The sequence below is a fragment of the Planctomycetaceae bacterium genome (assembly GCA_021371795.1).
Classification (GTDB): domain Bacteria; phylum Planctomycetota; class Phycisphaerae; order Sedimentisphaerales; family UBA12454; genus UBA12454.
The window spans coordinates 69,942-96,098 of sequence record JAJFVK010000020.1; the positions used below are offsets into that span (position 1 = coordinate 69,942).

Genomic DNA, 26,157 nt, shown 5'->3' on the forward strand with positions numbered 1-26,157 from the left:
TTACTTTCCCTGTGCTGAAAATCTTATTTCGCCGCCGACGATTGTATATTCGACTTTGCCCTTGAGTTTCCAGCCGTTATACGGACAGTTTTTGCTCTTGGAGTAAAATTTATTGACGTCAACGGTGTATTCGCAATTCGGGTCGATGATTGTAACATCGGCCTGTTTGCCTTTTGAAAGTGTGCCTTTATCGACGCTGATAATTTTCGCGGGCCTTTCAGCCATCATCGAGACAAGCTGCGGCCAATCGATAATCTTCGGCTCAATCAAGGCTTTAATGTACAACCCCAGTGCGCACTCTATACTTGCGATACCGAACGGAGCGGCCAGAAATTCCAGTTCTTTTTCGCTTTTCAGATGCGGTGCGTGGTCGGATGCCAGCGCGTCGATAACGCCTTCACGAATTGCCTGCTTTAACGCGTCGATATCTTTTGCCGTTCGCAGCGGGGGATTGACTTTGTAGTTCGTGTCGTAATCGCGGCAGTCATCATCGGTCAAAAGCAGATGATGCGGCGAAACTTCGCACGTTACCGGCAGGCAGTCTTTTTTCGCCTGACGAATCAGCTCGACTGATTTTGCCGTTGAAATGTGCTGAACGTGATAACGCATATTCGTTTTGCGAACGAGTTGAATATCTCGCCAAATCATCATTTCTTCCGCCAGCGGGTCAATGCCAGGAAGTCCCAGCGTTGTCGAATTAAAACCGGAATTCATTACGCCTTTGCCCGCAAGCGAATTATCCTGACAGTGCTGGCTCAAAACAATATTCCTGAACATCGATGCGTATTTCATCGCGCGGAGCATTACGGATGCGTTTTGCACTCCGTTGCCGTCATCGGTGAAACCGACAGCGCCGGCCTGCGCCATAAATCCCATTTCAGCAAGCTGTTCGCCCGCTCTGCCTTTGGTGATTGCGCCCATCACATAAACGTGCGTCTTTCTGGTTTGCCTGCCCATCCTGTGGATGTATTCGATACTTGTGGCGTTATCGGTCGGCGGGTCGGTATTCGGCATACAAACAACCGAAGTGAATCCGCCCGCAACCGCTGCCGCAGAACCTGACGCGATAGTTTCTTCTTCTTCGTCGCCCGGCTCGCGGAAATGAACGTGAATATCAATCAGCCCCGGCAGAACAAGTTTGCCCTCTGCGTCGATTGCCATATCAGCTTTCTCATCGACTCTGCCGACTTGGGCGAATTTGCCATCGACAATCAGAACATCGCATTTCTTGTCGATGTTGTTCGCAGGGTCAATTACGCGTCCGTTTTTTATCAGTAAATTTTTTGCCATAATTATTCTTTTGTCATCGCGGCCTGATTGACAAGGAAAAGCACCGCCATCCTTACCGCAAGGCCGTTTGTTACCTGTTCAAGAATTACGCTGTTGGGACCGTCAGCGACTTCGCTTTCGATTTCAACGCCTCTGTTAATCGGACCCGGATGCATAACAAGAATATCCTTTTTCGCCTTTTTCATTCTTTCGCCCGTCAGGCCGAAATGATGCGAATATTCTTTAATGGATGGGAACGGATTAGCGCCCATTCTTTCAAACTGTATGCGAAGCATATTTATAACATCGAGTTCGCCGATGATTGAATCGAGGGAGTAACTTACCTGCACCGGCAGTTGGCTTACCTGCGCAGGCATGAGCGTCGGCGGGCCGACGAGAATCACTTTTGCGCCAAGTTTTGTCAGTGCATATATATTGCTTCTTGCTACGCGAGAATGCGCAATATCGCCGACGATTGCAATTTTCAGGCCTTCAAGCGAGCCTTTGATTTTTCTGATTGTATATGCGTCAAGCAGTGCCTGTGTCGGATGTTCACAATATCCATCGCCGGCGTTTACCACACAGGCGTTTATACTCCTGCTCAATAACTTCGGCGCACCGCCTGCACTGTGTCTTATTACTACAATGTCGATTCCCATCGCTTCAAGATTTCGCGCTGTGTCTAAAAGCGTTTCGCCTTTGCTGGTCGAGCTTACCTTTTCTGTAAATTCGATTACGTCCGCGCTCAATCTGTTGGCCGCAAGAGTGAAACTGTTCCTTGTTCGCGTGCTGTCTTCAAAGAAAAGATTTACGACAACCTTGCCGCGAAGGGCGGGGGCTTTTTTAATACTGCGCACGCTGAAAGCCTCGAAACCCTGCGCAGTGTCAAGAATATGTTCTATCTCCTGCCGGCTCAAATCGCGCAGGCCGATAAGGTGCTTGCGTGTCCAAATGAAATCATTTTTTGTCATATTACGATTACTCTGTCTTTTCCGTCAGATTCAACAAAGTTTACTTGAATAGTTTTTTCCGCAGGCAGGTCAATTTTATAACCCGCGAAATCCGCGGCAATCGGTAGCTCTCTCCCAGTCCGCTCGACAAGAACCGCCAGCCGTATAGCCTTTGGTCTGCCAAGGTCTATCAACGCATCCAGAGCCGCCCGCGTACTTCGGCCGGTATATAGAACGTCATCCACGAGAATTATAAGCGTATCATCGATATTGAAGCCGATTTCAGTACTTCTTACCATCGGCTGTGCCTGCCCTTGAGGATTGTTGAGGTCGTCTCGATAAAGAGTTATATCGAGAGTGCCGGTAAGAACAGGAGATTTGAGCTTTTTCGCTAATATATCTGAAAGCCGTTTGGCCAACACTTCCCCTCGACTGCGGATACCAATAATAGCAATTTTATCGGTCCCGGCTGTGTGTGATATTATCTCATCAGCTAGTACTGTTATGCAACTATCGATTTTATCGGAACTTAAAAGAACTTCCATATTGTTTCTTATTCCTAATACTCCAACTGTTTAAGACTTGCCGGAGTATAACAGATACCGTTTGTTTTGGCAAGAAATTAAGGTTGCCTAAAAATATAGAAATCAGAGCCATGAGCGTTGGAGCAGCGGCATTGAAGCGAAGCTGCAAACTCTGCGACGCGCGAGCAATAATACCAATTGCTACAATTCACTATAAATGCTATAATCTCGATATAATTATTGTTTAATCGAAGTTTCAGGAGAATTGAAGATGAAAAGGGTTACTACATTGGTGGGCATTTACGACATGCTATCAAATCGCCTCTTTTCACCCTCATTTCCAAAGATAGCTATTTTTGCTTTATTATTTTTATTTAACATTTCACTCTTTGCGGAACCAACAGAAAAATCGCAAGCGTTAATCGCCGCAGACCATTGGTTAAAATTAGATACACACCCCTTGGGCAATAACCTCAAGTGGCATGTTAAAAATATTGAAACTTTTTCAGATTCAAATCAGGAGCCTATCTATTATGCCATCAACCTTGAACCCACAGGTTATGTAATAGTTTCCGCTGACAACAAAGTAGAACCTATTATATGTTTTTCTGCTGAAGGCAAATATATAAATTCAAATGAAAATCCGCTTTCAGTATTACTTAATTTAGATTTACACAATCGTATTCATACAACAAGACGCCTTGTTCAAGTTCAAAAGAATAATTCTCTTCATTTTTCCAGACAGCAGAAAACCATTCTAAATTCAATGGTAAGTGCAGAGGCTAAATGGAATAGGTTTTTAAAGCAAAATCAAAAATTGCAGAATCAATCAAAAACCAAAAACAATGAATTATTTTCTGCTGAATCCTCAAGCTCATATTCAACAGGTTTGACGGAAATTTCCGATATTCGCGTTGAACCTTTGATACAGAGCAAATGGGGACAAAGCAGCGTTTGCAGCGGTTACTGCTATAACTATTATACCCCGAATCATTATGTATGCGGCTGTGTAGCTACTGCGGCGGCTCAACTGATGAGATATCATGAATATCCTTCTGCTCCTGTTGGAATTCAGGGGTTTTCAATAACTGTTGATGGTTACTCGCAAACAGCTTATACACGAGGTGGGGACGGATTGGGTGGAGCATATAACTGGAGTCTTATGCCTTTTGTGCCAGATTGCAGCCTGACAGATGCACAAAGACAAGCAATCGGTGCAATTTGCTATGATGCAGGAGTAGCATCGAACATGCAATATACACAAAGTTTTTCAGGAGCATATAGTAACAATCTTTGTAATGCTCTTGTCAACTTCTTCCAGTTTAATAATGCAATCATTGGACCATGGGACATGTCCCTTAATGCTGATTTGGACGCAGGCTATCCAATGTACTTCGACTTAGGCAGTCATGCCGTAGTTTGCGATGGCTATGGATATTCTTTATCAACTCCGTATCATCATATTAATTTGGGGTGGTCTGGAGGTTCTGATGCATGGTACAATCTACCTGACGTTTTATACTGGGACTCAATTAAAAAAGTGATATATAACATTTTTCCTTCAGGAACAGGAGAAATTATCAGCGGCAGAACTGCTGATATTTTAGGAAATCCCATTTCAGATGTTAATATATCAGTCCAATATAACGATCAAATTCTTCATACACTGACAAATCATTATGGAATTTATTCTTTCACTCATGTTCCATCAAATACAGCTTTTACGATTAACGCTTCAAAAAACGGATTAAGCTTTCCAAGCTCACTTCAAGTTACAACAGGTCTTTCACAAACTAACCAAGTGGGTAATATTTGGGGGGCAAATTTTTATGAAACGAGCCTCCCGGTAATAAATACAAATACAAAAGAAATTGAATTTAATGCCATTTATGGCACCTCAAGTCAGGATTCCAAAATTCTTTCTATTTGGAATGAAGGCTCTGGCACTTTGAAGTGGACTATAGACTGTAATGGCACTTGGCTAAATATCTATCCACAGCAAGGAATTTCTGATGGACAAATAAATGATGTCAATTTGAGTGTTGATATTTCGTATCTTACGCCGGGAAAACATACATGTGAAATCATTGTTTCAGATCCTTGTGCGATAAGCACAGCAACAATTAAAATTACATTGTTTATTGCAAGAGAACTTCATGTTCCTGCGGATTATTCGACGATTCAAGCTGCTGTTGATGCTTCCTTTAGCGGACCCGGCAATATAATTACTATTGCTCCTGGAATTTACCAAGGCGCTGGTAATAAAAATATCAACATATCAAACAAAGATATAGTTATTAGAAGCCAAGACCCTAATAATGCAGCGATTGTAGCTGCTACCATAATTGATTGCCAAAACCAGTATTCTGGAAACAGTTGCTTTTCTATATCAGATTCTAACTCTACAATTGATGGTCTTTGTATAATAAACAGTTATGAAGCGATTTATAGTACTGACTCGCAATCAAATCCTGTTTTCAAGAATTGCTTAATAAAAAACAATACTTATGGGTTCTATCTTTATTCAGGGAATATTGAAAAATGCACCATTTTGGACAATGTGTATGGAATCAGCATGTACTCCGGCCAACTTAAAATATTAGACTCTATCATCTCGTATAATAGTCAAGCTGGTATAAGAAATAATTCACCATCCAACTTCGTCCTAAAAAATTGTATAATTAGCCATAATAAAGGACTCTATGGCGGAATATATAATTCGACAACAAAACCGGGAAAAATCAGTATTGAAAATTGCACCATAGCCAATAATGTAGCTACATCAATACAAGGCGGGGGAATATATTCCACCGGTCTTGCAGAACCAAATATTGCTGTCGAAATTTTAAATTCAATAGTTTGGGATAACAAGCCTAAACAAATTGTAGTTGAGAATAACTCTGTTAAGATAACTTACAGCGATATTGAAGGAGGCTGGCAAGGAACCGGCAATATAAATACTGACCCATGCTTTGTTAATCCTACCGAGATAATTTTGTCTGATCTTGATAAAAACGGCAGAGTGGATTTTTATGATTTCAGAATATTTGCATCTGCCTGGCGAACTAATTCGCGGCATCCGTCATGGAACAAATTATGTGACATATTTTTGCCAACTGACAACATCATTAACACCAAAGATTTGTTTGTTTTTTGTCAGGATTGGTTATACGAAGCCGGTGAAGATGAATTTCCATGGACCAAATTTGACTATCATCTTAAATCCCAGGCAGGCAGATGGAAAGCGTCAGCGTATTCTGAAATTGATTCAGGTAATGATAATTATATTGATTTTCGTGATTTCGCCGCATTTGCAAATTTGTGGCTTAACAAAGGCGCAGGCATTCCTGCCGATTTTGACAAAAATACCGTTGTAGATTTCGACGATTTAGCATTTTTCCTGAATAATTATCTGTCGAGTTTTGATAATGGCAATTGGATTATTGACACAGTAACAAGCCCCTGTATAGACGCTGGCGATCCTAATTCAGATTGGACAGAAGAATTAAGCCCAAATGGCAACCATATAAACATGGGAGCCTACGGCGGAAAATCACAAGCAAGTTTATCGCAACCTTAAAGCAGTGTAAATCCGTGTCTTAAAAAACGTCTCTGTGTCGCTCTGTGTTCTCTGTGGCTCGGTGGTGAACGTCATAAGGCCGGAAATTTTCCGGCCTTTTTTAGTGGACTTTTTATATATTTTATGGTATAATACCCACATAAAATGAGTCGTAGAGACGTACGGCAGTACGTCTTTTGCAATCCAAGGCGTGCTTCACGAGATACGATTCACGAACTAAAATGTCCTTAATTTTTTAGACGATTTCACTTCATTTTACTACGTTTCCAAATGATTTTACTTCAATTTACCGTGATTTGGTTACGTTTTTTGTCAAAAAATGTCGATTTATGTTGTTTTCGGGGGTAAATGAACGGAAAAAACGGGGTTTTTCATTGAAAAGTGAATATTTTGGAACGTTTTTGAAGGTGTTTTTGAAGGTTTTGGACGCTTTTTAAGCGTTTTTTATGTAAATTTCGCGCAAGAAATCAACGATATGAGTAGTGGATTTAGGTAAAATGTGTTATAATAAAATGCTTGTTTTGAGGTCGCATTGGTAAACGTTTTTAATAAAATATTTGCTGTTTTATTGGTCTGTGCAACTGTTGGATTCGCTGTCGATGGGCAATATGGCGCGATTGATATCGCCGGGATTAATAAGGTTACAGCAATCGATGCAAACCTGACCGGTTCAGGCGTTAGTATCGGTCTTGTTTGCAGAAGCAATACTTATGAAGATTCATTTCCGCAAAATGATTACCGGCCGGATATTACTCACAAGTGTCTGCAAAACAGCAAAATAAATTTCTATGACGACCAGTACATCGCCGGCGCAAATTCAAATCACTCAACTCAAATAGCTTCGATTCTTGTCGGCTCGGACTCAAACGCATTTTATCCTGCACTCGGTAATTTTTCGTACAAGTCCGCAGCTCCCGCTGCTCAACTGAAGGTCTATGAATTTTGGTACTTCATAACTGAAAATGTTTTTTCCGGGCAATGGCCGAAAGACGATTTGCTTACGATGAGTCTTGGCTCTTCAACCGAAGCGTGGTGGAGCAGGGGCATTGACGAAATGGTAGAACGCTACGGCTTTCTTGTCGTAGCGGCTATCGGCAACGGAACAGACGCTTATGATTTGCCATTGTACCCGGCAGCATGTACCAATGTCCTCGCGGTTGGCGTTGTCGATTCTAATAATTCGCTCACGGAATTTCATACTCCAGACGCAAGCCACTCAACGGCAGGCCCCACGCTTGACGGAAGATGCAAACCAGATATCGTCGCGCCGGGAAATTGTCTTACTGCTATAAGTAATGTAAACGAGCCTTATAGACCCAGTGGCGATTATTCGAGTTTTGCCGCTCCGGTTGTTGCGGGCGTTGCTTCGATACTTATTCAAAAAGCAAAATCAGACCCGAATCTGCAAATCGCGGCTTCCGGTTTCTCCGGCAACTGTGTTTTAAAATCTATCTTGATGACCAGCGCAGACAAACTTGTCGGCTGGCACAAAGGCGCCGCAGATAACAACGATGATTCTGAATACCCGCTGGATTTCAAACAGGGGGCGGGAATGGTCGATGCTCTGTCGGCGTATAATCTGCTTGTCGCAGGTTTGCAGCACGATGGCGATGTGAACGCAGCAGGCTGGGATATTAATTTGATTGATTCTTCTGCAGCGTCTGAAAAAGTTTACAGATTTGCAGCAACCGCCGGCGATGCTAAAAAACTCACAGCGACACTTGTGTGGAACAGAAGTTACGAAGTCAGTTATCCGTTTAATTTGAATATGAATTTATGGAACGATTTGCGACTGACACTCCGTAAAATTGATGCCGACGGACAAATTAGCGTTGCTGATATAAGCGATAGTCCGGTTGACAATGTCGAACACATCTATATCAATCTCGAACCGGATAGCACGTATGAACTGACGGTTTCAAACAGTCCGAATTACGAATCCAAAGACACAGCGATATATGCTTTGTCGTGGACGACAAAGTAATTCTTAATTGTTAATTCTATTTTTAATTCCTTGTAGATTCCCCCGCGAGGGGATCTGGGGTCTAAATGAAAGTACATTTTTCTGCAATCGGCAAAAGTATTACGTTATAAAATAGTTTGTAATAATTCAGCCAGCTTCAGAATATTTTCAACGACTAACGGTACGTTAATCCTGCCGGTTTCAACATCTTTTAAAGTGGCTTCGCCGGAAAGAACAAGAACGCCTAATGCACCGGCTCTTTCGGCCATTGTCATATCTGTATAAATTCTGTCTCCGACCATCGCCAGCTCATTGGGCTGAAGATTATGCCGTTTAAGAATTCCAGTGAGCATGCAAGGGTCTGGTTTCCCTAAAACAGCTTCAGGTTTTACGCCGGTCGCAGCGGTAAGTGCTGCACATACGGAGCCGCAGTCAACCAGAACCGTCGGCTGGTCAGTCGGGCAAACCCAATCAGGATGTGTCGCGATAAATGGTTTGCCTTGTTTCATCCACCACGCAGCTTTACACAGCCGCTCATAAGTCAGCGCCGTATCAAAGCCGACGATAACTAATTCTGGTTCGGCTATGTCATTCTCACGAATAACTGTAAAACCGGCCTGTTCAAATTCTTTCCGCAGACTTTCTGTTCCGAAGACAAATAATTTTTTTGCGTTTGGATACTTAACCTGTAAATAGTCGAGCGTTGCCATAGTCGAGGTGAACATATTATCTATGTCTGCTGTCAGTCCCATGCCTTTGAGCTTTTCGATATAAGAGTCCACACTTCTGGACGAATTATTAGTCAGAAACGTATGGCCTATTCCCAATTTGCCAAATAGCTCAAGCGCCTTTGGTGTGAATGGGAACAATGTGCTTCCGCAATAAATCGTCCCATCCATATCCAGTGCGATGTGCCGGATTTTTTTTAACTGCTCAACTAATTTTTTGTCCATAGAACACTATGCTTTCTGGCACGCGGCCTTAAAGTGAGCCAACACAATCTCACCATATACCTATTTCAAGTGTCAAATCAAGCATAGTATAACGTTTTCTTATTAATTGTGAATGCCTAAAAGAATTTTCAAGCATTTTCATACCTGTGATTTTTCTGCAATCGGTTAAAGTGTTACAATATATTAAATTGCGTCAAACGGTACAATCGTTCCGCTGAACGGCTGAAGTTCAATATGCTGATTATTGAGCGAAATATTTCCATCAAGAGTCTGATTATGATAATTTAGCATAAAAAAGTATCCGCTGTTATCTTTGGCCAAACGTGTACGGGTAATTATAAGCGGATTATCGCACGTAATCGACCCTTTGAAATTTATGTCAAGGCTCAAATTCTGCCAGGCCTGTTTGTGTGCGGATGCCTGATAGACAAAACCTGTTCCTAAAATTGATGCCGACCCTTTGCCGCATTTAACTTTTACGCCGCAGATTTTTCCATCACGAGTCGTTGCGAGAGTTTCAGCCTTTTTACATTTGAATGTCTGGACGTAACTTATCGCGTGCATTTCCTGATTCGTTTTTAACCAGCGAATCATCCCATCGCTGTCGGTAAAAATTTTATCGCTGATTACCGAAAGCCCGTCGGCAAGGATTGAGCATATTTTTCCGTCAAGGTCGAATTTCGGCAGTGTCGGGAAACAAATCAAATGCCCGCCTTGCTGTGCGTATTCAAGCAGCGATTGCTGACTTTTCGCGTCCATCCGCTCGGTACAGGCCGCCCATAATTGTTTATATTTATGCAATTCCGTATTGGTGTTTGTAATATCGACAGCGTCGTATTCCTGATTATCCATCGCCAGAAGTTTGCCCAGACTCTCGAAAAGCAGTTCATCTGTAACCATCCGCGCATCAAGTTTGCAGCCGGCAAAAGAGCAGTCATCAAGATTTTCGCCGGTGAAAAGCGGATTGGTAAACTCACGATAATAATAGGGCGGATAAAAGACCAAAGCCTGCAATGTTTTACTCTGGCATTCGGCAAGTTTTTGGCCGTGCGTTTTGATAAACTCGCCGATATTTTTAATTACAGGATACTGTTCTGTCGGTTTGCCGTCTGCGTTCAAAGGCGTTTGCAGATAAAACGACGAATCATAAATTTCCCAGCCGGGCGGATTTTGTCCCTGACTGAACATATAAAAATTCATCGCCGCTGCGCCGTTGGCAAGACACGCTTTATAAAATAATTCCATTTCGTTCGGATAAACTCGTACATTCGCTTCGCGCGTACCCGCCTGAAGCTCGGCGATATAAGTCGGCCCGCGATTGCCCTGAATCGCTTTGGTAAACGCGTTGATTAACCGGTCGTCGTGAAAATTCCGGTACGATGGATTTTCCGGAATATGGTCAACGCCCAGCAGGACATCAGGATAAAGCTGTGCTAATTTGTGGTACATTGAAATGCAGACCGGCATTGTTTTGGCTCTGCCGAATACCCAGCCCGGCACATTATGAAACAGCGAAACAGTAACATTGCGTTTGCGAATTTCATTAATAAGCCTGCCGATATATTCAGCGTAAAAATCACGATGGAAATTTTCCCAGTCACGATACGCCAGATGCTCCACTTTGTTTTTTACTTTGCCGGCAGGAGGAATGATTTCGCTAAAGTCGCTGTAAACCATACCGTAATGCTTGTTTAACGCATTTATCGTTTTGTATGTTTTCTCAAGATATTTTTGATATGCCGCGATTGATGTTTTACAGTAATCGCCGCTGCCGCAGAGCCATTGAAATAATCCGACTTCGTTGCAGACCTGAATCATTGCGACTGGCCCGCCGTTTGAAATTTGACTCTTTGCGATAATCGGCATCACCGCGTCGTACCACTGCATTGTCTTGCGTAAATAGTCTGGATGAGTAAGGCAGGTGTACTTTACCGGATATGGTTTGCCGGTTGAATCACACGCCAAAGCGTCAGGATATTTCTCTGAAAACCATTTTGGTATTCCGTGCATCGCAAGTTCGGCCAGAATATAAGGCCCCGGCTTTAGAATTAAATTCAATTCATTTTTTTTGCACAGGAAAATAAATTTTTCCAGGTTCAGATTCGCCGCGTATTTGCCGGCGAAATCCGCTTTGCCTTCGATTTGTTCGTGCAGCGACCATGGCACATACGACGACACGGTATTTAGTCCTGCCTGTTTAAGAAGTTTTAAATGTTTTTCCCAGCGGTCAGCCTCGATGCGAAAGTAGTGCATCTCACCGCTTAAAATAAAATAACTTTCGCCGTTTTTCTGAAACGAATTATTGTTGAACGTTATCAATCTATTGCTCCCGTATAATCAGTTCCGCACCGGCAGGAACCGCAAAGCCGTTTGGCGGCCGTCTTGTGCAGCTCACTTCTATTATTGTTTTTTTGTTTGTGCCGCGTTTGATGTTATAGCTTAAAGTGCCGTATAAAGTTTGAAGATTTCTTACCGACACGCTTTTATCAATCCATTCGTCAGGAACCGCCGCTGCCAGTACGAGTTTGCCGCGATCTTCATAAACGAGTATATCGCGAATAGCGTTGATTAACTCCGCGCCGACCCACGTGTGCGGCATATCGCCGATATAACTTGGCGTTCGCAAATCGCCGTACACAACTTCGGCCAGATGATTCCACGCAGTAGGGCGTACTCCGTCGCTGACGAGGAAATCAATTGTAGTTTTAGCGTCCGCGATTCTGCCCATACGAATTAAAGCGCCGATATTTCTCGCTTCATAAGGCGTATATGCACTGCGTTTATTATCCGGCTGCGCCGCACGCTTGATAGACTCTTGCATATATCTGTCATAGCTTGCTTTAAGGGCATCGGCAGGCAGGGTATCACGCTCGTCGGCAATCATAATTCCGATGGATGTTGATGTCGGGTCAAAATCGCCGAGTTCCGCGCAGGCAGGCAGTGTCGTTAGATTATCTCGCTGCCGAACTCTTGCCATCGATTCAAGTAATGACTTGCGAAATTCTTTTTCAAAATTGCCGAGCCACTCGGCGTCTTCTTTATATCCCAGCCGCAAAGCTATTGCCTGCGCATCCTGCAAACCCTTCAAAGCGAAAAAGTCATCCCAGTAACTGTGTTTGGCAGGGAAATATCCTTCGTGACTGTTCGACTGCGGCAGAATTCCTTCGTATTCAGTGCCTTTATATTGTTCGGTCAAACGCTGATTGCGCAAATTCTCCATATATTTCATCACAGCCTTTAATTTTGGCCAGCATTGCATCGCGATATTATTGTCGTCTGTTATTTCCACGGCTTCGCGAACGAGAAACGCGTATTCGCCGAACGAATCGTATTCATTCCACGTATCGGAAAAGCCGACCGGATTGCCGGTCTTTGTTTCGATGATAAACGGCACGAAACCGTTGTCTTTTATCAAATTTGTAAACCACAGCAGGTAATTTTTGCTGAAATCTGTCATTCCGAATCGCATCATCGCCGTTGCGCTGATTGCGCCGTCGCGTATCCAGGAGTGGTTATAATTGCGAGAACCGGGCTGCGTTGCGGGGCCGTCGGCGTTGATTATTAGATATGCCAGGTTTGAACGCAGAACGTTGACCAATTTTTTATCTGGAATGTTGATGTCCCAGTCGCCGGTTAGTTTTCGCCAGTTCGCAAGCGATTTTTGCAGTTCGCTATTGAAAAATTCTTCGTAATTTCCATTGACGTATATATTGGATTTGTCGGTGTTCGGATAAATGGCGAGAATCGTTTTTGTTTCTTCGCCGGCAATATTAAAATCATATCTTGCACCGGCTGAAACAATACCTTCATCTGATGCAACGGAATTGCCGTCCGTTTTTTGTTCCTGAAGATATTCGATAATATCGACAGAATCCGTCATTGGCTTTTGGTTGTAAAGCGACGTAAACGTCGGCGACGGATAAAGTCGCATAGCCTGTACGTTGTCGAGCAGCAGGGTATTCTCGCTGTTTTGCCATTGTGCCTGTTTGATGGACGAATAGCCGCCGTACTGCCAGGGCGGATTTATCTGCAACGGCCTTGCCGCCAGCAGCAGCGAAACATCGCGAGCTGTTTGGCTTGTGTTTTTCAGTGTATAAAGCACGAGGGTTGTATCCGGTTCGATAGTATTTGCCGTGATGTCGAGTGTGAGGTCATTGCCTTGCAATTTTACAGCCGGTATTGGCGCCCAGCCATCGGCCAGAGTTTGAGTCGCTGTAAAACTTTTTGCGCTGCACAGTTTGCCGTCGATTATCAGTGCGGGCGTTACGCTGAAGTTTCGCAGTCCGGATTCTACTTTTCCGTATTCGTCCAAAAGCGATTCATTAAAACTGCCCGCAAGCCCTGTTACAGTCCAGAAATTTTGTTCCCGTTTCAGCCAGCCGGGGAATATTCCATCCGGCAAACGCTGCGCGAGCATTTCAAAATGTCTGACAGGCGACCATTTTTCACTTGCGGACTTAAATTGTATGTTTGCGATGCGAACTGTGGGTGAGTTAAATACAAGACGTATTTTTTTTGTATTAACAGAATGGAAGAACAAATCTTCTACTTCCGCCGCTCCAGCTTTTTTATTCATTACCAATTGATATTGATTGCTGTCATTGGAAAGCGATTCAATTTTGCAGGCCGGCGAAGAATTTTGTGCCCAGTTTATTTGCAGGCCGCCGATTTCCATTTTTTGCGGGAAACATAATTCAACAGTTGCGTTGTTGTCGGCAGATTGCCAGTATGTTGTTGTGTTGCCGTCTAATATCGCGTTAGCGTCTGTTCCTGCCGCGACTGGGGATGCCTTCGCGATTATCTGGTTTTCCATTCCCAATATTTCAATTTCCCACAGTGAGTAACCCCATCCAGTTCCACGTTTGTTGCCGCAGATTCTAATACATTTTGTTTTTGTCGGGCCGAAATAAATTTCATCAACGCCTCCGTCGCCGTATTGCATATTATATTTTGTCAGCCATTTGCCGTCTGCTGTTACAGTTTGTATTTCATAGTCCCGACCGTAAGCTGTTTCCCAGTGAAGTCGCATCCCGACCAGTTCGGCAGGGCTGTTGAAATCTATTTGCAGCCATTGGTTGTCGGAAGCGGAGCTTGACCATCGGGTATCCATTTTTCCGTCCATCGCCGCCGATGCCGGCATTTCTCTCTGTTCAGAACTGGCGGTTAAGGTTGCTTGTTGTCCTGAAACGATTACAGAGGAAAGTCCCATAAATATAATCAAAAAAACGGGTTTCATATTAAAATTCTCCTTAAAAATCAATTTGTGGAACTTTTTAACGGATAAAATGTTAATTTTATAAAAACGTTTTCATGAACAAAAGTCAAGTAAAAAATGCTAAAAATGAGGTTTTTTAAAAATTGTCTTGACAATTTTTGGGCGGTGTTGTAAAAAGGCTTTCATAATAATTAACTTTTTTAGAGTATTACAGCAATGGAAAAAGAAACAGAGACAGAAAGTATAACTATTCACGATGTTGCCGAAGTTGCGGGCGTTTCTATTTCAACAGTGTCCCGTGTGGTGAATGACCTGGGGCGTGTTGCGCCGGAAACCAAACGCAAAGTCGAATCGGCGATTCGCAGATTAAATTTTCATCCGAACAGCAGAGCACAGGCTCTAAGCAGAAAACGCACTGATACTATTGGTTTGATTGTGCCGGATTTCGAAGGTCAGTATTTTGCGATGCTGATGGAAGGTGCACACGAAGAAGCGCAAGCCAACGGCGTTCACATTATGGTTCTCAAAGCAAAAGGGCAGGAGGAAAAAATCGAAGCGGTCAGCCGATTGTGTTCGCAGGGGCGAACCGATGGTGTGATTTTAATGCTTTCCGATTTGTACAGCGATGTTCTCGAGGGTATCGGACCGATCAACAGCCCTTTAGTGATTCTCGACCAGGATGTTCATTCCTGGCGGCTCGATAATATATTATTGGATAACAGACTTGCGGCGTTTGAGGCTGCGAGGCATTTCATAGACGTTCACAATGTTGACGATGTATTTTTCCTCGGTGGTTCCGAAACCAACGTTGACACCACGGCAAGAGCGATGGGCTTTTCCGATGCTTTGAAGCGACTGGGTCTTGACGCTGCGCAAAGGCAGTTTTTCTGCCGTGCTTATAGTTATGACGAAGGTTATCGTCTGACTGAAAAAGACATATTGCCGCTGATTGAGCAGGGCAAAAGATATGGTGTTGTGGCCGCTAACGATGATATTGCCTGCGGCGTAATAGATTCTCTGATGGATGGAGGCATTGATGTGCCGGGTCAGGTCGGCGTGATAGGCTTTGACGATTCTTCAATCGCAAGCCAGAGAAGATTGAAAATATCCACGATGAGAATACCTACCAAAGAAATTGGCAGAATGGCCGTGCGGATGATTCTTGACCGTGTTGCCGATAAAGTGAAGGAACCTGTCAAAGTTATATTGAAGGCAGAACTTGTGGTTCGTCAATCCTGCGGTTGCGGATTGAAGAAAAACTAAAAAAGCACAATTTTTGGAGATAGACGTGAAGAGCATCGGCTATGCAGTCTGTTTGCTGCTGTGTGCATTTATTTCGAATGCAGGTGCGGAAATTTCCGCTGCCGATGATGCTCTGCTTGAAGAAATCACCTGTTCGTCATTTCAGTTTTTCTGGAAAGAAGCGGATTCTGTATCGGGTCTTGTTCCTGACAGAACTGGCGCCGAGGTTTGCAGTGTCGCGTCTTTGGGTTTTGGCCTTGCTGCGCTGCCGATAGGTGTTGAGCGGGAATATGTATCTTATGACGATGCGAAAAATCGTGCGTTGAGTGCGCTGCGTACTTTGGAAAAATCCAATGCGAAATACCAGGGCGTATTTTGTCATTTTATTGATTTGAAGAATGGCAATGCGACAGATTTGGGTTATGAGAGGGTTACTTCAACTATTGATACTGCTCTGATGATTGCCGGTGCGATTGTTGCGGGTGAGTATTTCGGCGGCGAAGTTAAACAGGCAGCGGAACGTATTTTTGTGGCCGCAAACTGGGCTGCGTATGTCAATCCCGAAAACGGACAGGTCTATATGGCGTATGATATGGGCACTCCGGGCAAATTCGAAAAGCAGACCTGGGACTGGTACACTGACGAAACAATTTTAATTTCACTTCTTGGTCAGGCATCGCCGAATCCTGAATATCGTTTAAAACCTCAAACAATGACAAACTGGAAGCGTCCGGTGGGACGATATAAAAACGGCAAACCATATATTTATTCATACCCCGGCACTTTATTTACGTATATGTTTGCTCACTGTTTTTATGATTTCAAAACAATGGGCAAAGACTCGCGGGGTGTTGACTGGTTTGAAAATACACGCCGTGCGGTTATTGCAAATCGTGACTGGTGCAGAGACCATTCTGCTATGTATGCAAGCTATGGCGAAAATCTCTGGGGAATTACTGCCGGCAGCGCTCCTGACGACTATGTGGTGCTTGGACACGAACCTCGCGGCGCAAGCGAAAATCAGGGACAATACGGTACGCTGCATCCTTACGGTGCGGGAATGTCGGTTCCGTTTTTGCCGGATGACGCGATTGCTGCGCTGCGTTATATGCGAAGTTTGAAAATAGACAACAAATCCGTCTGGCAGAATATCGAGGACGGCGGATATGGCTTTTGGGACGGTTTTAATATTGATAAGCGGTGGGTTTCCAATCGCGTGATTGGCATCGCGCAGGGGCCGATGCTTTTATTGGTGGAGAACGCCAGAAGCGGGCTTGTTTGGAAACTGATGATGAAGAATGAATATGTTCGTCAGGGCATTGCAAGAGCCGGCTTCAAGGGAAAATTTTAAAATAGAAAGCAAAATGGAAATAAAAGACAGCATTTTGATTGATGGTAAAAACGTTTTCATGGCGAAGAATTCTGCCGGTCTGCGATTTTCCATTTTTGATAATGGCGTGATAGAAAACATCACTTGCGGCAAAACGCAGATAAGTCTGATAAACTCTTCCCCGCTCGGAAACGGCTGCTGCGATTTATATCTAAGAAAAAGAACGCCGGTATTTTCCGCGACTGCTATGATTGGCTCGTCATCGGCAATATCGCATTTCATTGACGAGAACACCTACGAAACAAAAGGGGAGTTTGCAGGCGTGCAGTTCAGATGCAGACTGCTGCTTTGTCCGCGGCAGAGCAAATGGCTCTGGTCTGTGCAGTTGATTAACAATACAGACAAATCAGCCGAGTTTGATTTGATTTGCGTTCAGAACGTTGGTATTTCCTGTGCCGATGGCAACGAACAAAACGATTATTACATAAGTCAGTATACAGACTATGCTCCGCTTTGGGATAACGAACTTGGATACGTTGTTTGCTGTCGGCAGAACGAACACGGCAAAGGCAGTTTCCCGTGGCTTGCGATGGGTTCGCTTTCGAAAGTAAAAAGTTTTTCGACTGACGGCCAGCAATTTTATGGAACCTCTTATAGGCAGACTGCCGTTCCGCAGGCGTTATCTCTGGACAAATTGCCCGGACTTAAGCAGGGTGAGTTTGGCGTTGTCGCGATGCAGTGCGAACCGTTTGTTCTCAAACCGCGGCAAGCCGGAAATTATAGTTTCTTTGGAATTTATCACGCCAATCATCCGTCAGCCACAACATCGGCGGATATTGAACTTATCGCGCCGGCAATCGAGGAATTAAAGGTGCTTGCCGCGACTGTGTGGTCTGACGATTGTGTTTATTCAGAACCTGTTGCGAACATCTTTTCGCAGGCATTGCCGTTTGTGTCGGAAGATTGCACTGATAAAGAGCTTGACGTTTTGTTCAAAGGAAGCAGAAGAAACAGCGAATTATACGATGGCAGACTGCTGTCGTTTTTCTACGGCGATAATCGTTATGTTGTTCTGCGTGAAAAGGAACTGCTTATATATCGTTCGTGCGGCCATATAATCAAAACAGACGGCAATTTGCCGGGCGATGAGACGATAATGTCGGCGTCGTGTTTTATGCCGGGAGTTTTCCTGTCGCATCTTGTGCAGGGCAATGTAAATTTCAATCGCCTGCTGACGGTCGATACGAATGCGTTGAATTTTGTTAGAAACTCCGGCCTTCGTGTTTTCGTAAAGCAGTCCGGCCTGTATTCTCAATTGTCTGTGCCGTCGGTGTTTGAAATTTCATTAAACAGTTGCCGATGGATATACAAAAACAATCAATCGCTTTTTGAAATCATAAGCAGGGCCGATGCAGTTAATCCGCAGATTCGGTTTGAACTGAACGTATTGAAGGGTGAAAAGCCGCAGTGGCTCATCACCTGTGAGCTTGCGGCAGAACATAACTGGCAGACCGAATCGAATGGCGTGTTGAAATTTTTGCCCGGCGAAAAGAGCTGCCTGAAATCTATGTATCCTGCCGGTCATTATATTATGAGTTTCGACAGTTCGCAGTGCATCGAGCAAATCGGCGCAGATGAAATGCTTTTCGCTGACGGCAAAAGCAGAGGGCTTGACTTTATTGTCCTCAAACTCGCCGATACCGACAAATTCGCAATGACTTTCGAAGGCAAACTGAATGTGCCAAGCCAAAAACAATCTGCCGCGGCTTTAGATGCTGACGGCTGTTTTGTAAATATGGATTTATCGTCTGTGCGTGATTCGTCGCAAATCGGTCGGATAGCTGAAATTATGCCATGGTTCGCTCACAACGCAAAAATTCATTATACCGCTCCTCACGGCCTCGAACAGTATGGCGGCGCGGCGTGGGGCACTCGCGATGTATGTCAGGGTCCGATTGAAATGCTTCTGGCGGTCGGCAATTATAATTATGCGCGAAAAATTCTTACGACAGTCTTTTCAAATCAGAATCCGGACGGCAATTGGCCGCAGTGGTGGATGTTCGACCGTTACAGAAATATCAGAACGAATGAATCGCACGGCGATGTTATTTTCTGGCCTTTGATTGCACTATGCGAATATATCGAATGTTCGGGCGATTACGATTTGCTCAATGAAATGCTGCCATATTATTACTCTACTGATTTGCCGCGGTCAGAGCCGGCGAGTATTTTCTCTCACGTTATGCGTGCTGTTGAGCATATTACAACTCTTCGTTTTGCCGACGATACGAAACTTGTGGATTACAGCGACGGTGATTGGGACGATGCGATGCAGCCTGCGGATAAATCGCTCAAGAAACGGCTCATAAGTTCGTGGACGGTTGAACTTTGTTATGAAGCGTTTACGAGATTGATTGTAATGTGCCGTGCCGCCGGTTATATCGAGCCGGTTGAACAGCTCGAACAGCTTTGCGAAGAGATACAAACCGACTTCAACAAATATCTGATTAAAAATGATGTTGTTGCCGGGTTTGGCCTTCGAGGCGATGAAAACAAATTCGATTTACTCCTGCATCCGTCCGACAAATCGACGGGCATTCACTACCGTCTGCTTCCGATGGTGCAGGGAATTTTGAGCGGGATATTTACGCCTCAACAGGCGAAATCTCATATTGCGGTAATACATCAGCATCTCAAAGGCATTGACGGCATTCGGCTGATGGACAGACCCGTGCAGTATCACGGCGGAATTCAGAAAATTTTCAAACGTGCCGAAAGCGCAGCGTTCTTTGGCAGAGAAATCGGCCTTATGTATTCGCATGCGCATTTGCGTTATGCCGAAGCTCTGGCACGGATGGGAAATTCCGAAGAGTTTGCAACCGCTCTGCTGCAAATTGTTCCGATTGGTATTCAAAATATTGTTCCGCAGGCGGATATTCGCCAGTCGAATTGTTATTACAGCAGTTCCGATGCCGATTTTGTCAGCCGTACCGGCGCGAGTGAACATTATGACGATTTGCTCGCCGGTAAAATTCCGGTCAAAGGAGGCTGGAGAGTTTATTCCAGCGGGCCGGGAATGTTTGTCGCTTTTGTTATGCGTTATCTGCTCGGCATTCGCCGAAGCTGCGGACAGACTATATTTGACCCTGTTATGCCGGCGAAATTCGACGGCCTTGCTGTAAACGTAAAACTCTTCGAAAAAGATGTGAAAATTATTTATCACATCAGCGAAAAGCAAAACGGCGTTGGCAAAATAGAAATTAACGGAACACAATGTAATTTTGACCGTGAAAAAAATATTTATCGTCTCGGCGGAGCGTCTATTGCGGACGCATCGCTCAAACAGAAATTAGACAGAAATAATAACGTTATAGAAATTTGTATGTGAAAGTAACAATGGATTCAAAACAGCGTCACATTACAGAAGAAAAGGATAAAATTGGTTTCGGCCAGAAAGTTGCGTACGGTCTGGGTGCGATGTCAACCAACGTCGCGGTCAATTCCCTGAACAACTGGGCTTTGATTTTTTATAACACCTGCCTTGGCGTTAGTCCTGTTCTGATTGGCATTGCACAGGGTATTCCACGGCTTTGGGATGCTGTAACTGATACCTATATAGGAGTTTGCTCGGATAACAGCCGCAGCAAATTTGGCAGAAGAAAGCCGTTTATGTTCTTCGGGGCGATTGCTCTGGGTATGACTTTCTCGCTGCTGTGGATGGCACCAAAAAGCTGGAGCGAATATGCCATATTCGGTTATTTCCTTGTAATGTCGCTGGGGTTTTATACAGCCGTTGCGGTTTTTGATATACCGCGCGGCGCGCTTGGTTATGAAATGACCGACGATTATCACGAGCGAACGAGATTATTTGCGTATTGCAGTTTTATTATAAATGTCGGCGCGATTACAACGCCGTGGATTTATTTTGTCGCTAATCTGAGTGTATTTAAAGATGATTTGCAGGGTATGAAGTATGTCGGTATAGCGATGGGATTGTTGATAGTTTTCGGTGGTGTAGTTTGCGCAATTGTCTGCAAAGAGCGGAAAACTCAACAGGTCAGCCATCAGGAACGCGTCAAATTTTGGAGCAGTGTTATGACAACCTGCAAAAACCGAACATTTATATGGCTGCTGGCGATTATTATGCCGATAACGCTTGGTTTTTATTTTGTTGGCGGCTTCAGCCAGTTCATAATGCTTTATTATGTTTATGGCGGCGATAAGCCGCATGCTTCAATTTTAATGGGCTGGTGCGGAACATTGTGGGCGGTGCTTTCGCTTGCCGGTGTTTTTCCGATGACCTACATCGCGACACGACTTGGCAAATCAAAAACTGTTATGATATTTCTTCTTGTGATGGCTGTGGGCAATTCGCTTAAGGTCGTTTGTTACAGCAGGACTTATCCCTGGCTGGCGTTGATTCCGACAGCGTCTTTATCGCTTGGTTTTCTTGTGCTGTTCTCGCTGGTTTACTCAATGATTGCGGATATTTGCGATGAGGACGAACTCAACACGGGCAAACGCAGAGAGGGCAGTTATCAGGCCGTTTATAACTGGTGGTGGAAAATCGGAATGTCCGGCGCGACTATTATTTCGGGCTTTTTGCTCAAGTCAACAGGTTTTAATGTAAAACTTCCCGCCCAGTCCGATTCAACGCTGCTTTGGCTGCGTGTATGGGAGATTGGTTTGCCGTCGGTTATGTGTCTGGTGAGTGTTTTGCTGCTCATTAAATATCCTTTAACTGAACAGCGGGCTTATGAAATTAAGGATTTGCTCGCGAAACGAAAACTTGAACTTGCCGCGATTGGCGAAGTGAATGGTAATTAAGAAAAAGTGATTATGAACGATTTTGAAAACAATTTGACAGTAGAAAGCTGCCGACAGTCGATGTCGGAAGCACAGACGATGAATGTCTCTGTTGTTGCTGATAGTCTGGTCGCAAGGGCGGTTGATTTTATAAAGAGAAACGCCGGCCGGCCGATTCAGGTCCGCAATGTTGTCGAGCACGTCGCGGTTTCGCGAAGAGAAATTGAAAGACGATTTAAAAAATCGCTCAATCGTTCGATTCATCGCGAAATCAAACAGACGAGGGTTAGTTTGATTGCCGCAATGCTGCTTGAGACTTCATACACTGGTTCTGAAATCGCGGCTAAACTCGGGTTTGCGGACGTAGCTCATTTTGCAAGATATTTCAGGGATATCGAAGGAGTAAGTCCGCTGGAATACAGAAAGAAAAATTTATGCACTGTTTGAGAAAATTAAAATATGTTTTTCTTGCAGTCCTTGCCGCAGCCGCGACAGTATCGGCTTCGCAGCTTACAGTTGTAAGTTACGAACCTGCTGAAACGAGCCTTGTTGTTTCGTCTGGCGAAATAGCGACAATACAAAAAGTTCTCGGCGGAACTGACGGATCGCCAAATGCAACTGACGGTTCGTATGTGCTTAAACTTCAATGGACAGGCCAACCCGACCGCAAAGTTGAAATCTATCAAAGCGGTTTTAGCTACAATTTTGCCGGCTTTGACCAGATGCTTGTCGATGTATATATACCGACCGGCTCGGCTCTGTTTCAATCAAGCGGTCTTATCGGTATCTGGAGCAACAACTGGCTGCCGGGCAACTGGAGCCGCGGCGATATTGTCCCGACAGAAAACGACGAATGGTTTACAATCACAATGGATATAAGTTCGTTTAACGAAGTGACGCTGAATTATATATCCGCGCTCGTTTTTGAATATTATGGAGCTGATGTCGGCACATTGTACATTGACAACATAAGATTGTTCAGTTGCCAATCCAGTGAGCCCAATGGTCTGGTTGCGACCGGCCACGACAGCAGAATAGATTTGAGATGGAACTCCATTGCGGGAGTTACCGGTTATCATATCTATCGCGCGGATTCGGAAACAGGAACTTTTACAAAAATTAACTCCAATGTTCATCTTGTGAATGTATATAGCGATTTTCTCGGCACAAACGGCTTGACAAAATATTATTACGTGGTTTCCGTCTGCGGCGGCAGTGAGTCTGTTCCGTCTGATACTGTTTCCGCGGCTTCTTTCGCAATGACAGATGAGCAGCTTCTCAATTCTGTGGAAGAAGCGACATTTAGATTCTTCTGGGATTATGCTCATCCGGCAAGCGGACTTACAAGAGACAATTATGACCCGACTTATATTACCAACCAGTGTGCCATTGGCGGTACAGGAATGGGACTGATGGCTGTTTGCGTCGGTGCCGAGCGGGGATTTGTAAGCAGAGCAGACGCTGCCCAGCGGGTTTTGAAAACATTGAATTTCCTCAATGATGTAACGCCTCGTTACCACGGTGCCTGGGCGCATTTTGCTAACGGTTATACCGGCCAGACTATCGCTGCGATTGACAGTTATGATAACGGCGCCGATTTGGTTGAAACTGCTTATGTGGCAAAAGGGCTGCTCACGGTTCGGCAGTACTTCGATTCGAATGATGCCGCTGAAACACAGATTCGCAGTCTTGCGACCGAAATGTGGGAGGGGATTGATTGGTACTGGTATCTCCGCCGTACAGAATCCGGATACGAAAACAACGAATCGCTTTACTGGCACTGGTCGCCGAATTACGGTTGGGCGATGAATATGCCGATACACGGATACAACGAATGTCAGATTATATATCTGCTGGCGATAGCTTCGCCGACGCATCCGATACCCGCATCATGTTATTATAACGGCTGGGCGGCTTATGGGTATAAAAATGGCAACACATATTATGGTTACAAGCAATGGGTTGGCGGATTTGAATCGTGTATGTTCTTTACGCAGTACACGCATCTTGGTTTTGACCCGCGCGGCAAATATGATAACTTCTGCAATTATTTAGATAACAGCCGAAACATCGCGTTGATTGACAGGGCGTATTGCATTGCCAATCCGAAAGGTTACAGCGATTACAATGATTTGGTCTGGGGAATGACCGCAAGCTATACTCCGTGGGGTTATGGCGCACAGGCGCCGGGCAATCCGGACAACGGCACTATTTCACCGACAGCCGCATTAAGTTCGACTCCATACACGCCGGCCGAATCGATTGCGACAATGAAGCATTTTTATCATAATTACGATGGTAAATTATGGGGGCCGTTTGGTTTTGTCGATGCGTTCAATCCGACCTTTAACTGGTATTCGCCTGGTTATATCGCAATCGACCAGGGGCCGATTATGATAATGATTGAGAATTACCGCACGGGCCTTTGCTGGAATTTATTTATGGCAAATCCGGAAATTGCGCCGATGCTCGAATCTATCGGCTGGGCGACAAGAGGCGACAACGGACTTCATTACGAATATTACGAAGGAATATGGAATGTGATTCCTGATTTTGATTCTTTTACGCCTGTTGCGACAGGCATTGCGCAGAATTTTGATGTTGCTCTGCGTCAGCAGGACGATTATTTCGCTCTGCGTTTCACAGGTTATATCGATATAAAAACCACCGGGACATATACGTTCTACACAAACTCCGACGACGGCAGCAAATTATATATAGATGATACGCTTGTCGTGAACAACGACGGACTGCACGACGCGCATGACGCAAGTGGAACGATTACTCTGACGGCAGGTAAACATAAGATTGTTGTTACGTATTTTGACAAGACAAGTTCAGAAGTTTTGACGGTTAGTTTCGCAGGGCCGGGAATTGCCAAAAAACAAATTCCGGTAAATCTGCTGTTCAGATGTAATTTGTCCGGCGATTATACGCAGGATTGTAGTGTTGATATGAACGATTTAAGAATATTGGCCGAGAACTGGCTTAAAAGTTATACATTTGTTGATTTTTCACAAATGGCCGTTGATTGGCGCAAATAGAAGAAAGTTAAAAGGGTATAATTATGAAAAAGATTAAAGGGTTTACGTTAGTGGAATTGCTGGTTGTGATTTCGATTATTGCTGTCCTCTTGGCGGTTCTTATGCCCTCGCTTCGCAAAGCAAAGGAGCAGGCCAATTTTGTTATCTGTAAGAACAATTTACGGCAGATTGGTCTTGCCGGTACTATGTATCTTCAGGCAAACAACAATGCTTTTCCGCATCCTCTGGTTTGTGTTTACACTTGGAAGACGTTTGATCCTCCATACGGCACCAGTCATCCTTTTGAGTGCCGTTGGCACGATGCAGGAGTTACCCCTGATGGACCTTTCTGGCCTTATCTGAAAACAAAGGGTATAACACATTGCCCAAGTTTTGCTATTATTGCCAGAGCACGCGGCCAAAATCACCCAAAGCATAGTACGTCTCTTAATATTCCGATAGAGCCGACCTTTACTTATAGTATGAATGGTTTTCTAAGTAACGGAGATGCCCATGAAGATTTGAGTAGTAGAGACCTACCCTATCGGATGCCCAAACTCACCAATGTAAAACGTCCGGCGGATGTAATGTTTCTTACAGAAGAAAATATATGGATAATAAACAGGAGCAATATAGATGGTTTCGGCAATAACCGAGGCTATAAAGACGATATAAGTTTATCTAAATATGCTCTTAATGATATGTATTTTATGCCGGCGGAACAATATGGCAATGGTGATTGTATTGCTACTTTTCATAAAGCATCTGATTCAAAAATGAATACAGGCATAAGCAATATTGTTTTTATTGATGGTCATGTTGGCAATGAAAGAGCTTATAGCGCAGAGGATTTGATTCGTGGTTCGTCGAACAGAAGTTGGCAATTAGCCACAGGCAAAAGCAAATAATTCGAAAAAGGAAAAGTTATATGAAAATATCGGCTTACTTATGTTTTGCTTTGATAGTAAATCCTATGACACTGGAAAGGAATTAACTGACAATGCCGCAAAATGGCCTAAACTATCCGCAAAATGGTGTTCTTTTAAAAGTACGAAATTGCTAAAATTAAGGTTATAAAACGTTTATGAAAATGCGTGTTACACGGCCAAGCGTTTGGCCGGGTTGTAAATAGAGTAGAATTTTATTTTGGAGGACAAAAAAATGAAGAAGTTAATTTATGTTGTATTGTGTGTTGGCTTGGGACTGGTTCTGTGTGGGACCGCCATCGCGTCACCGACTATAGACAGTGCGGTTATTAAGACGCGCATCTGGAACGACAACCCTACGTCGATAGTCACTACC

General features: G+C 44.2%; 16 protein-coding genes. 10 read left to right on the forward strand and 6 right to left on the reverse strand.

Features of this window, described 5'->3' with window-relative positions:
• The 3 genes from LLF92_10730 to pyrR are packed head-to-tail and all read right to left on the reverse strand — an operon-like array spanning position 1 to position 2,764.
• Positions 1-1,290 (reverse strand): dihydroorotase, encoded by a 1,290-nt coding sequence (locus LLF92_10730; protein MCE5341579.1) that lies wholly within the window; start codon positions 1,288-1,290, stop codon positions 1-3.
• Positions 1,291-1,292: 2 nt separating this feature from the next.
• Positions 1,293-2,240, reverse strand: a complete 948-nt coding sequence (locus LLF92_10735) for an aspartate carbamoyltransferase catalytic subunit (GenBank protein MCE5341580.1) — start codon at positions 2,238-2,240, stop codon at positions 1,293-1,295.
• Positions 2,237-2,764: a bifunctional pyr operon transcriptional regulator/uracil phosphoribosyltransferase PyrR gene (gene pyrR / locus LLF92_10740; protein MCE5341581.1), complete on the reverse strand. Its 528-nt coding sequence runs from the start codon at positions 2,762-2,764 to the stop codon at positions 2,237-2,239. Before pyrR ends, LLF92_10735 begins: the two co-directional genes overlap by 4 nt.
• A gap of 83 nt (positions 2,765-2,847) precedes the next feature.
• On the opposite strand from pyrR, the gene LLF92_10745 reads away from it, so the two are divergent.
• The 3 genes from LLF92_10745 (at position 2,848) to LLF92_10755 (ending at position 8,307) form a co-directional block, all read left to right on the forward strand.
• On the forward strand, positions 2,848-2,991 hold the full coding sequence (locus LLF92_10745; protein ID MCE5341582.1) for a hypothetical protein: 144 nt from the start codon (positions 2,848-2,850) through the stop codon (positions 2,989-2,991).
• Positions 2,992-3,014: 23 nt separating this feature from the next.
• The gene (locus LLF92_10750; GenBank protein ID MCE5341583.1) at positions 3,015-6,323 is read left to right on the forward strand and encodes a C10 family peptidase; all 3,309 of its coding nucleotides are present in this window, start codon (positions 3,015-3,017) and stop codon (positions 6,321-6,323) included.
• Positions 6,324-6,891: 568 nt separating this feature from the next.
• A complete protein-coding gene (locus LLF92_10755) occupies positions 6,892-8,307 on the forward strand; it encodes a S8 family serine peptidase (GenBank protein ID MCE5341584.1) in 1,416 nt (471 codons plus the stop codon).
• Positions 8,308-8,411: 104 nt separating this feature from the next.
• Here LLF92_10755 and LLF92_10760 read toward each other — a convergent pair whose 3' ends face one another.
• From LLF92_10760 to LLF92_10770, 3 genes are all read right to left on the reverse strand, one after another.
• Positions 8,412-9,239: an HAD-IIA family hydrolase gene (locus tag LLF92_10760; protein ID MCE5341585.1), complete on the reverse strand. Its 828-nt coding sequence runs from the start codon at positions 9,237-9,239 to the stop codon at positions 8,412-8,414.
• A gap of 183 nt (positions 9,240-9,422) precedes the next feature.
• A complete protein-coding gene (locus LLF92_10765; GenBank protein MCE5341586.1) occupies positions 9,423-11,558 on the reverse strand; it encodes a beta-galactosidase in 2,136 nt (711 codons plus the stop codon).
• A gap of 1 nt (position 11,559) precedes the next feature.
• On the reverse strand, positions 11,560-14,475 hold the full coding sequence (locus tag LLF92_10770) for a discoidin domain-containing protein (GenBank protein ID MCE5341587.1): 2,916 nt from the start codon (positions 14,473-14,475) through the stop codon (positions 11,560-11,562).
• A 195-nt stretch (positions 14,476-14,670) separates the two neighbouring features.
• On the opposite strand from LLF92_10770, the gene LLF92_10775 reads away from it, so the two are divergent.
• The 7 genes from LLF92_10775 to LLF92_10805 are packed head-to-tail and all read left to right on the forward strand — an operon-like array spanning position 14,671 to position 25,763.
• Positions 14,671-15,717 (forward strand): LacI family transcriptional regulator, encoded by a 1,047-nt coding sequence (locus tag LLF92_10775; protein MCE5341588.1) that lies wholly within the window; start codon positions 14,671-14,673, stop codon positions 15,715-15,717.
• 13 nt (positions 15,718-15,730) lie between these two features.
• Positions 15,731-17,047 (forward strand): hypothetical protein, encoded by a 1,317-nt coding sequence (locus LLF92_10780; GenBank protein MCE5341589.1) that lies wholly within the window; start codon positions 15,731-15,733, stop codon positions 17,045-17,047.
• A 13-nt stretch (positions 17,048-17,060) separates the two neighbouring features.
• Positions 17,061-20,414 carry a hypothetical protein gene (locus tag LLF92_10785; protein MCE5341590.1) on the forward strand — a complete coding sequence of 1,118 codons (3,354 nt, stop codon included), beginning with the start codon at positions 17,061-17,063 and terminating at the stop codon, positions 20,412-20,414.
• Positions 20,415-20,422: 8 nt separating this feature from the next.
• Entirely contained in the window at positions 20,423-21,853 is a 1,431-nt protein-coding gene (locus LLF92_10790) for an MFS transporter (protein ID MCE5341591.1), read from the forward strand.
• Positions 21,854-21,865: 12 nt separating this feature from the next.
• Positions 21,866-22,279 carry an AraC family transcriptional regulator gene (locus tag LLF92_10795; GenBank protein MCE5341592.1) on the forward strand — a complete coding sequence of 138 codons (414 nt, stop codon included), beginning with the start codon at positions 21,866-21,868 and terminating at the stop codon, positions 22,277-22,279.
• A complete protein-coding gene (locus LLF92_10800; protein ID MCE5341593.1) occupies positions 22,267-24,876 on the forward strand; it encodes a hypothetical protein in 2,610 nt (869 codons plus the stop codon). The genes LLF92_10795 and LLF92_10800 overlap by 13 nt, the downstream gene beginning before the upstream one ends.
• Before the next feature lie 23 nt (positions 24,877-24,899).
• A complete protein-coding gene (locus LLF92_10805) occupies positions 24,900-25,763 on the forward strand; it encodes a type II secretion system GspH family protein (protein MCE5341594.1) in 864 nt (287 codons plus the stop codon).
• Positions 25,764-26,157: the final 394 nt, after the last annotated feature.

Coding starts and splice junctions, on each gene's coding strand:
- LLF92_10730 (MCE5341579.1), bottom strand. CDS start 1,290: ATGGCAAAAAATTTACTGATAAAAAACGGACGCGTAATTGACCCTGCG.
- LLF92_10735 (MCE5341580.1), bottom strand. CDS start 2,240: ATGACAAAAAATGATTTCATTTGGACACGCAAGCACCTTATCGGCCTG.
- pyrR (MCE5341581.1), bottom strand. CDS start 2,764: ATGGAAGTTCTTTTAAGTTCCGATAAAATCGATAGTTGCATAACAGTA.
- LLF92_10750 (MCE5341583.1), top strand. CDS start 3,015: ATGAAAAGGGTTACTACATTGGTGGGCATTTACGACATGCTATCAAAT.
- LLF92_10760 (MCE5341585.1), bottom strand. CDS start 9,239: ATGGACAAAAAATTAGTTGAGCAGTTAAAAAAAATCCGGCACATCGCA.
- LLF92_10770 (MCE5341587.1), bottom strand. CDS start 14,475: ATGAAACCCGTTTTTTTGATTATATTTATGGGACTTTCCTCTGTAATC.
- LLF92_10775 (MCE5341588.1), top strand. CDS start 14,671: ATGGAAAAAGAAACAGAGACAGAAAGTATAACTATTCACGATGTTGCC.
- LLF92_10785 (MCE5341590.1), top strand. CDS start 17,061: ATGGAAATAAAAGACAGCATTTTGATTGATGGTAAAAACGTTTTCATG.
- LLF92_10790 (MCE5341591.1), top strand. CDS start 20,423: ATGGATTCAAAACAGCGTCACATTACAGAAGAAAAGGATAAAATTGGT.
- LLF92_10795 (MCE5341592.1), top strand. CDS start 21,866: ATGAACGATTTTGAAAACAATTTGACAGTAGAAAGCTGCCGACAGTCG.
- LLF92_10800 (MCE5341593.1), top strand. CDS start 22,267: ATGCACTGTTTGAGAAAATTAAAATATGTTTTTCTTGCAGTCCTTGCC.
- LLF92_10805 (MCE5341594.1), top strand. CDS start 24,900: ATGAAAAAGATTAAAGGGTTTACGTTAGTGGAATTGCTGGTTGTGATT.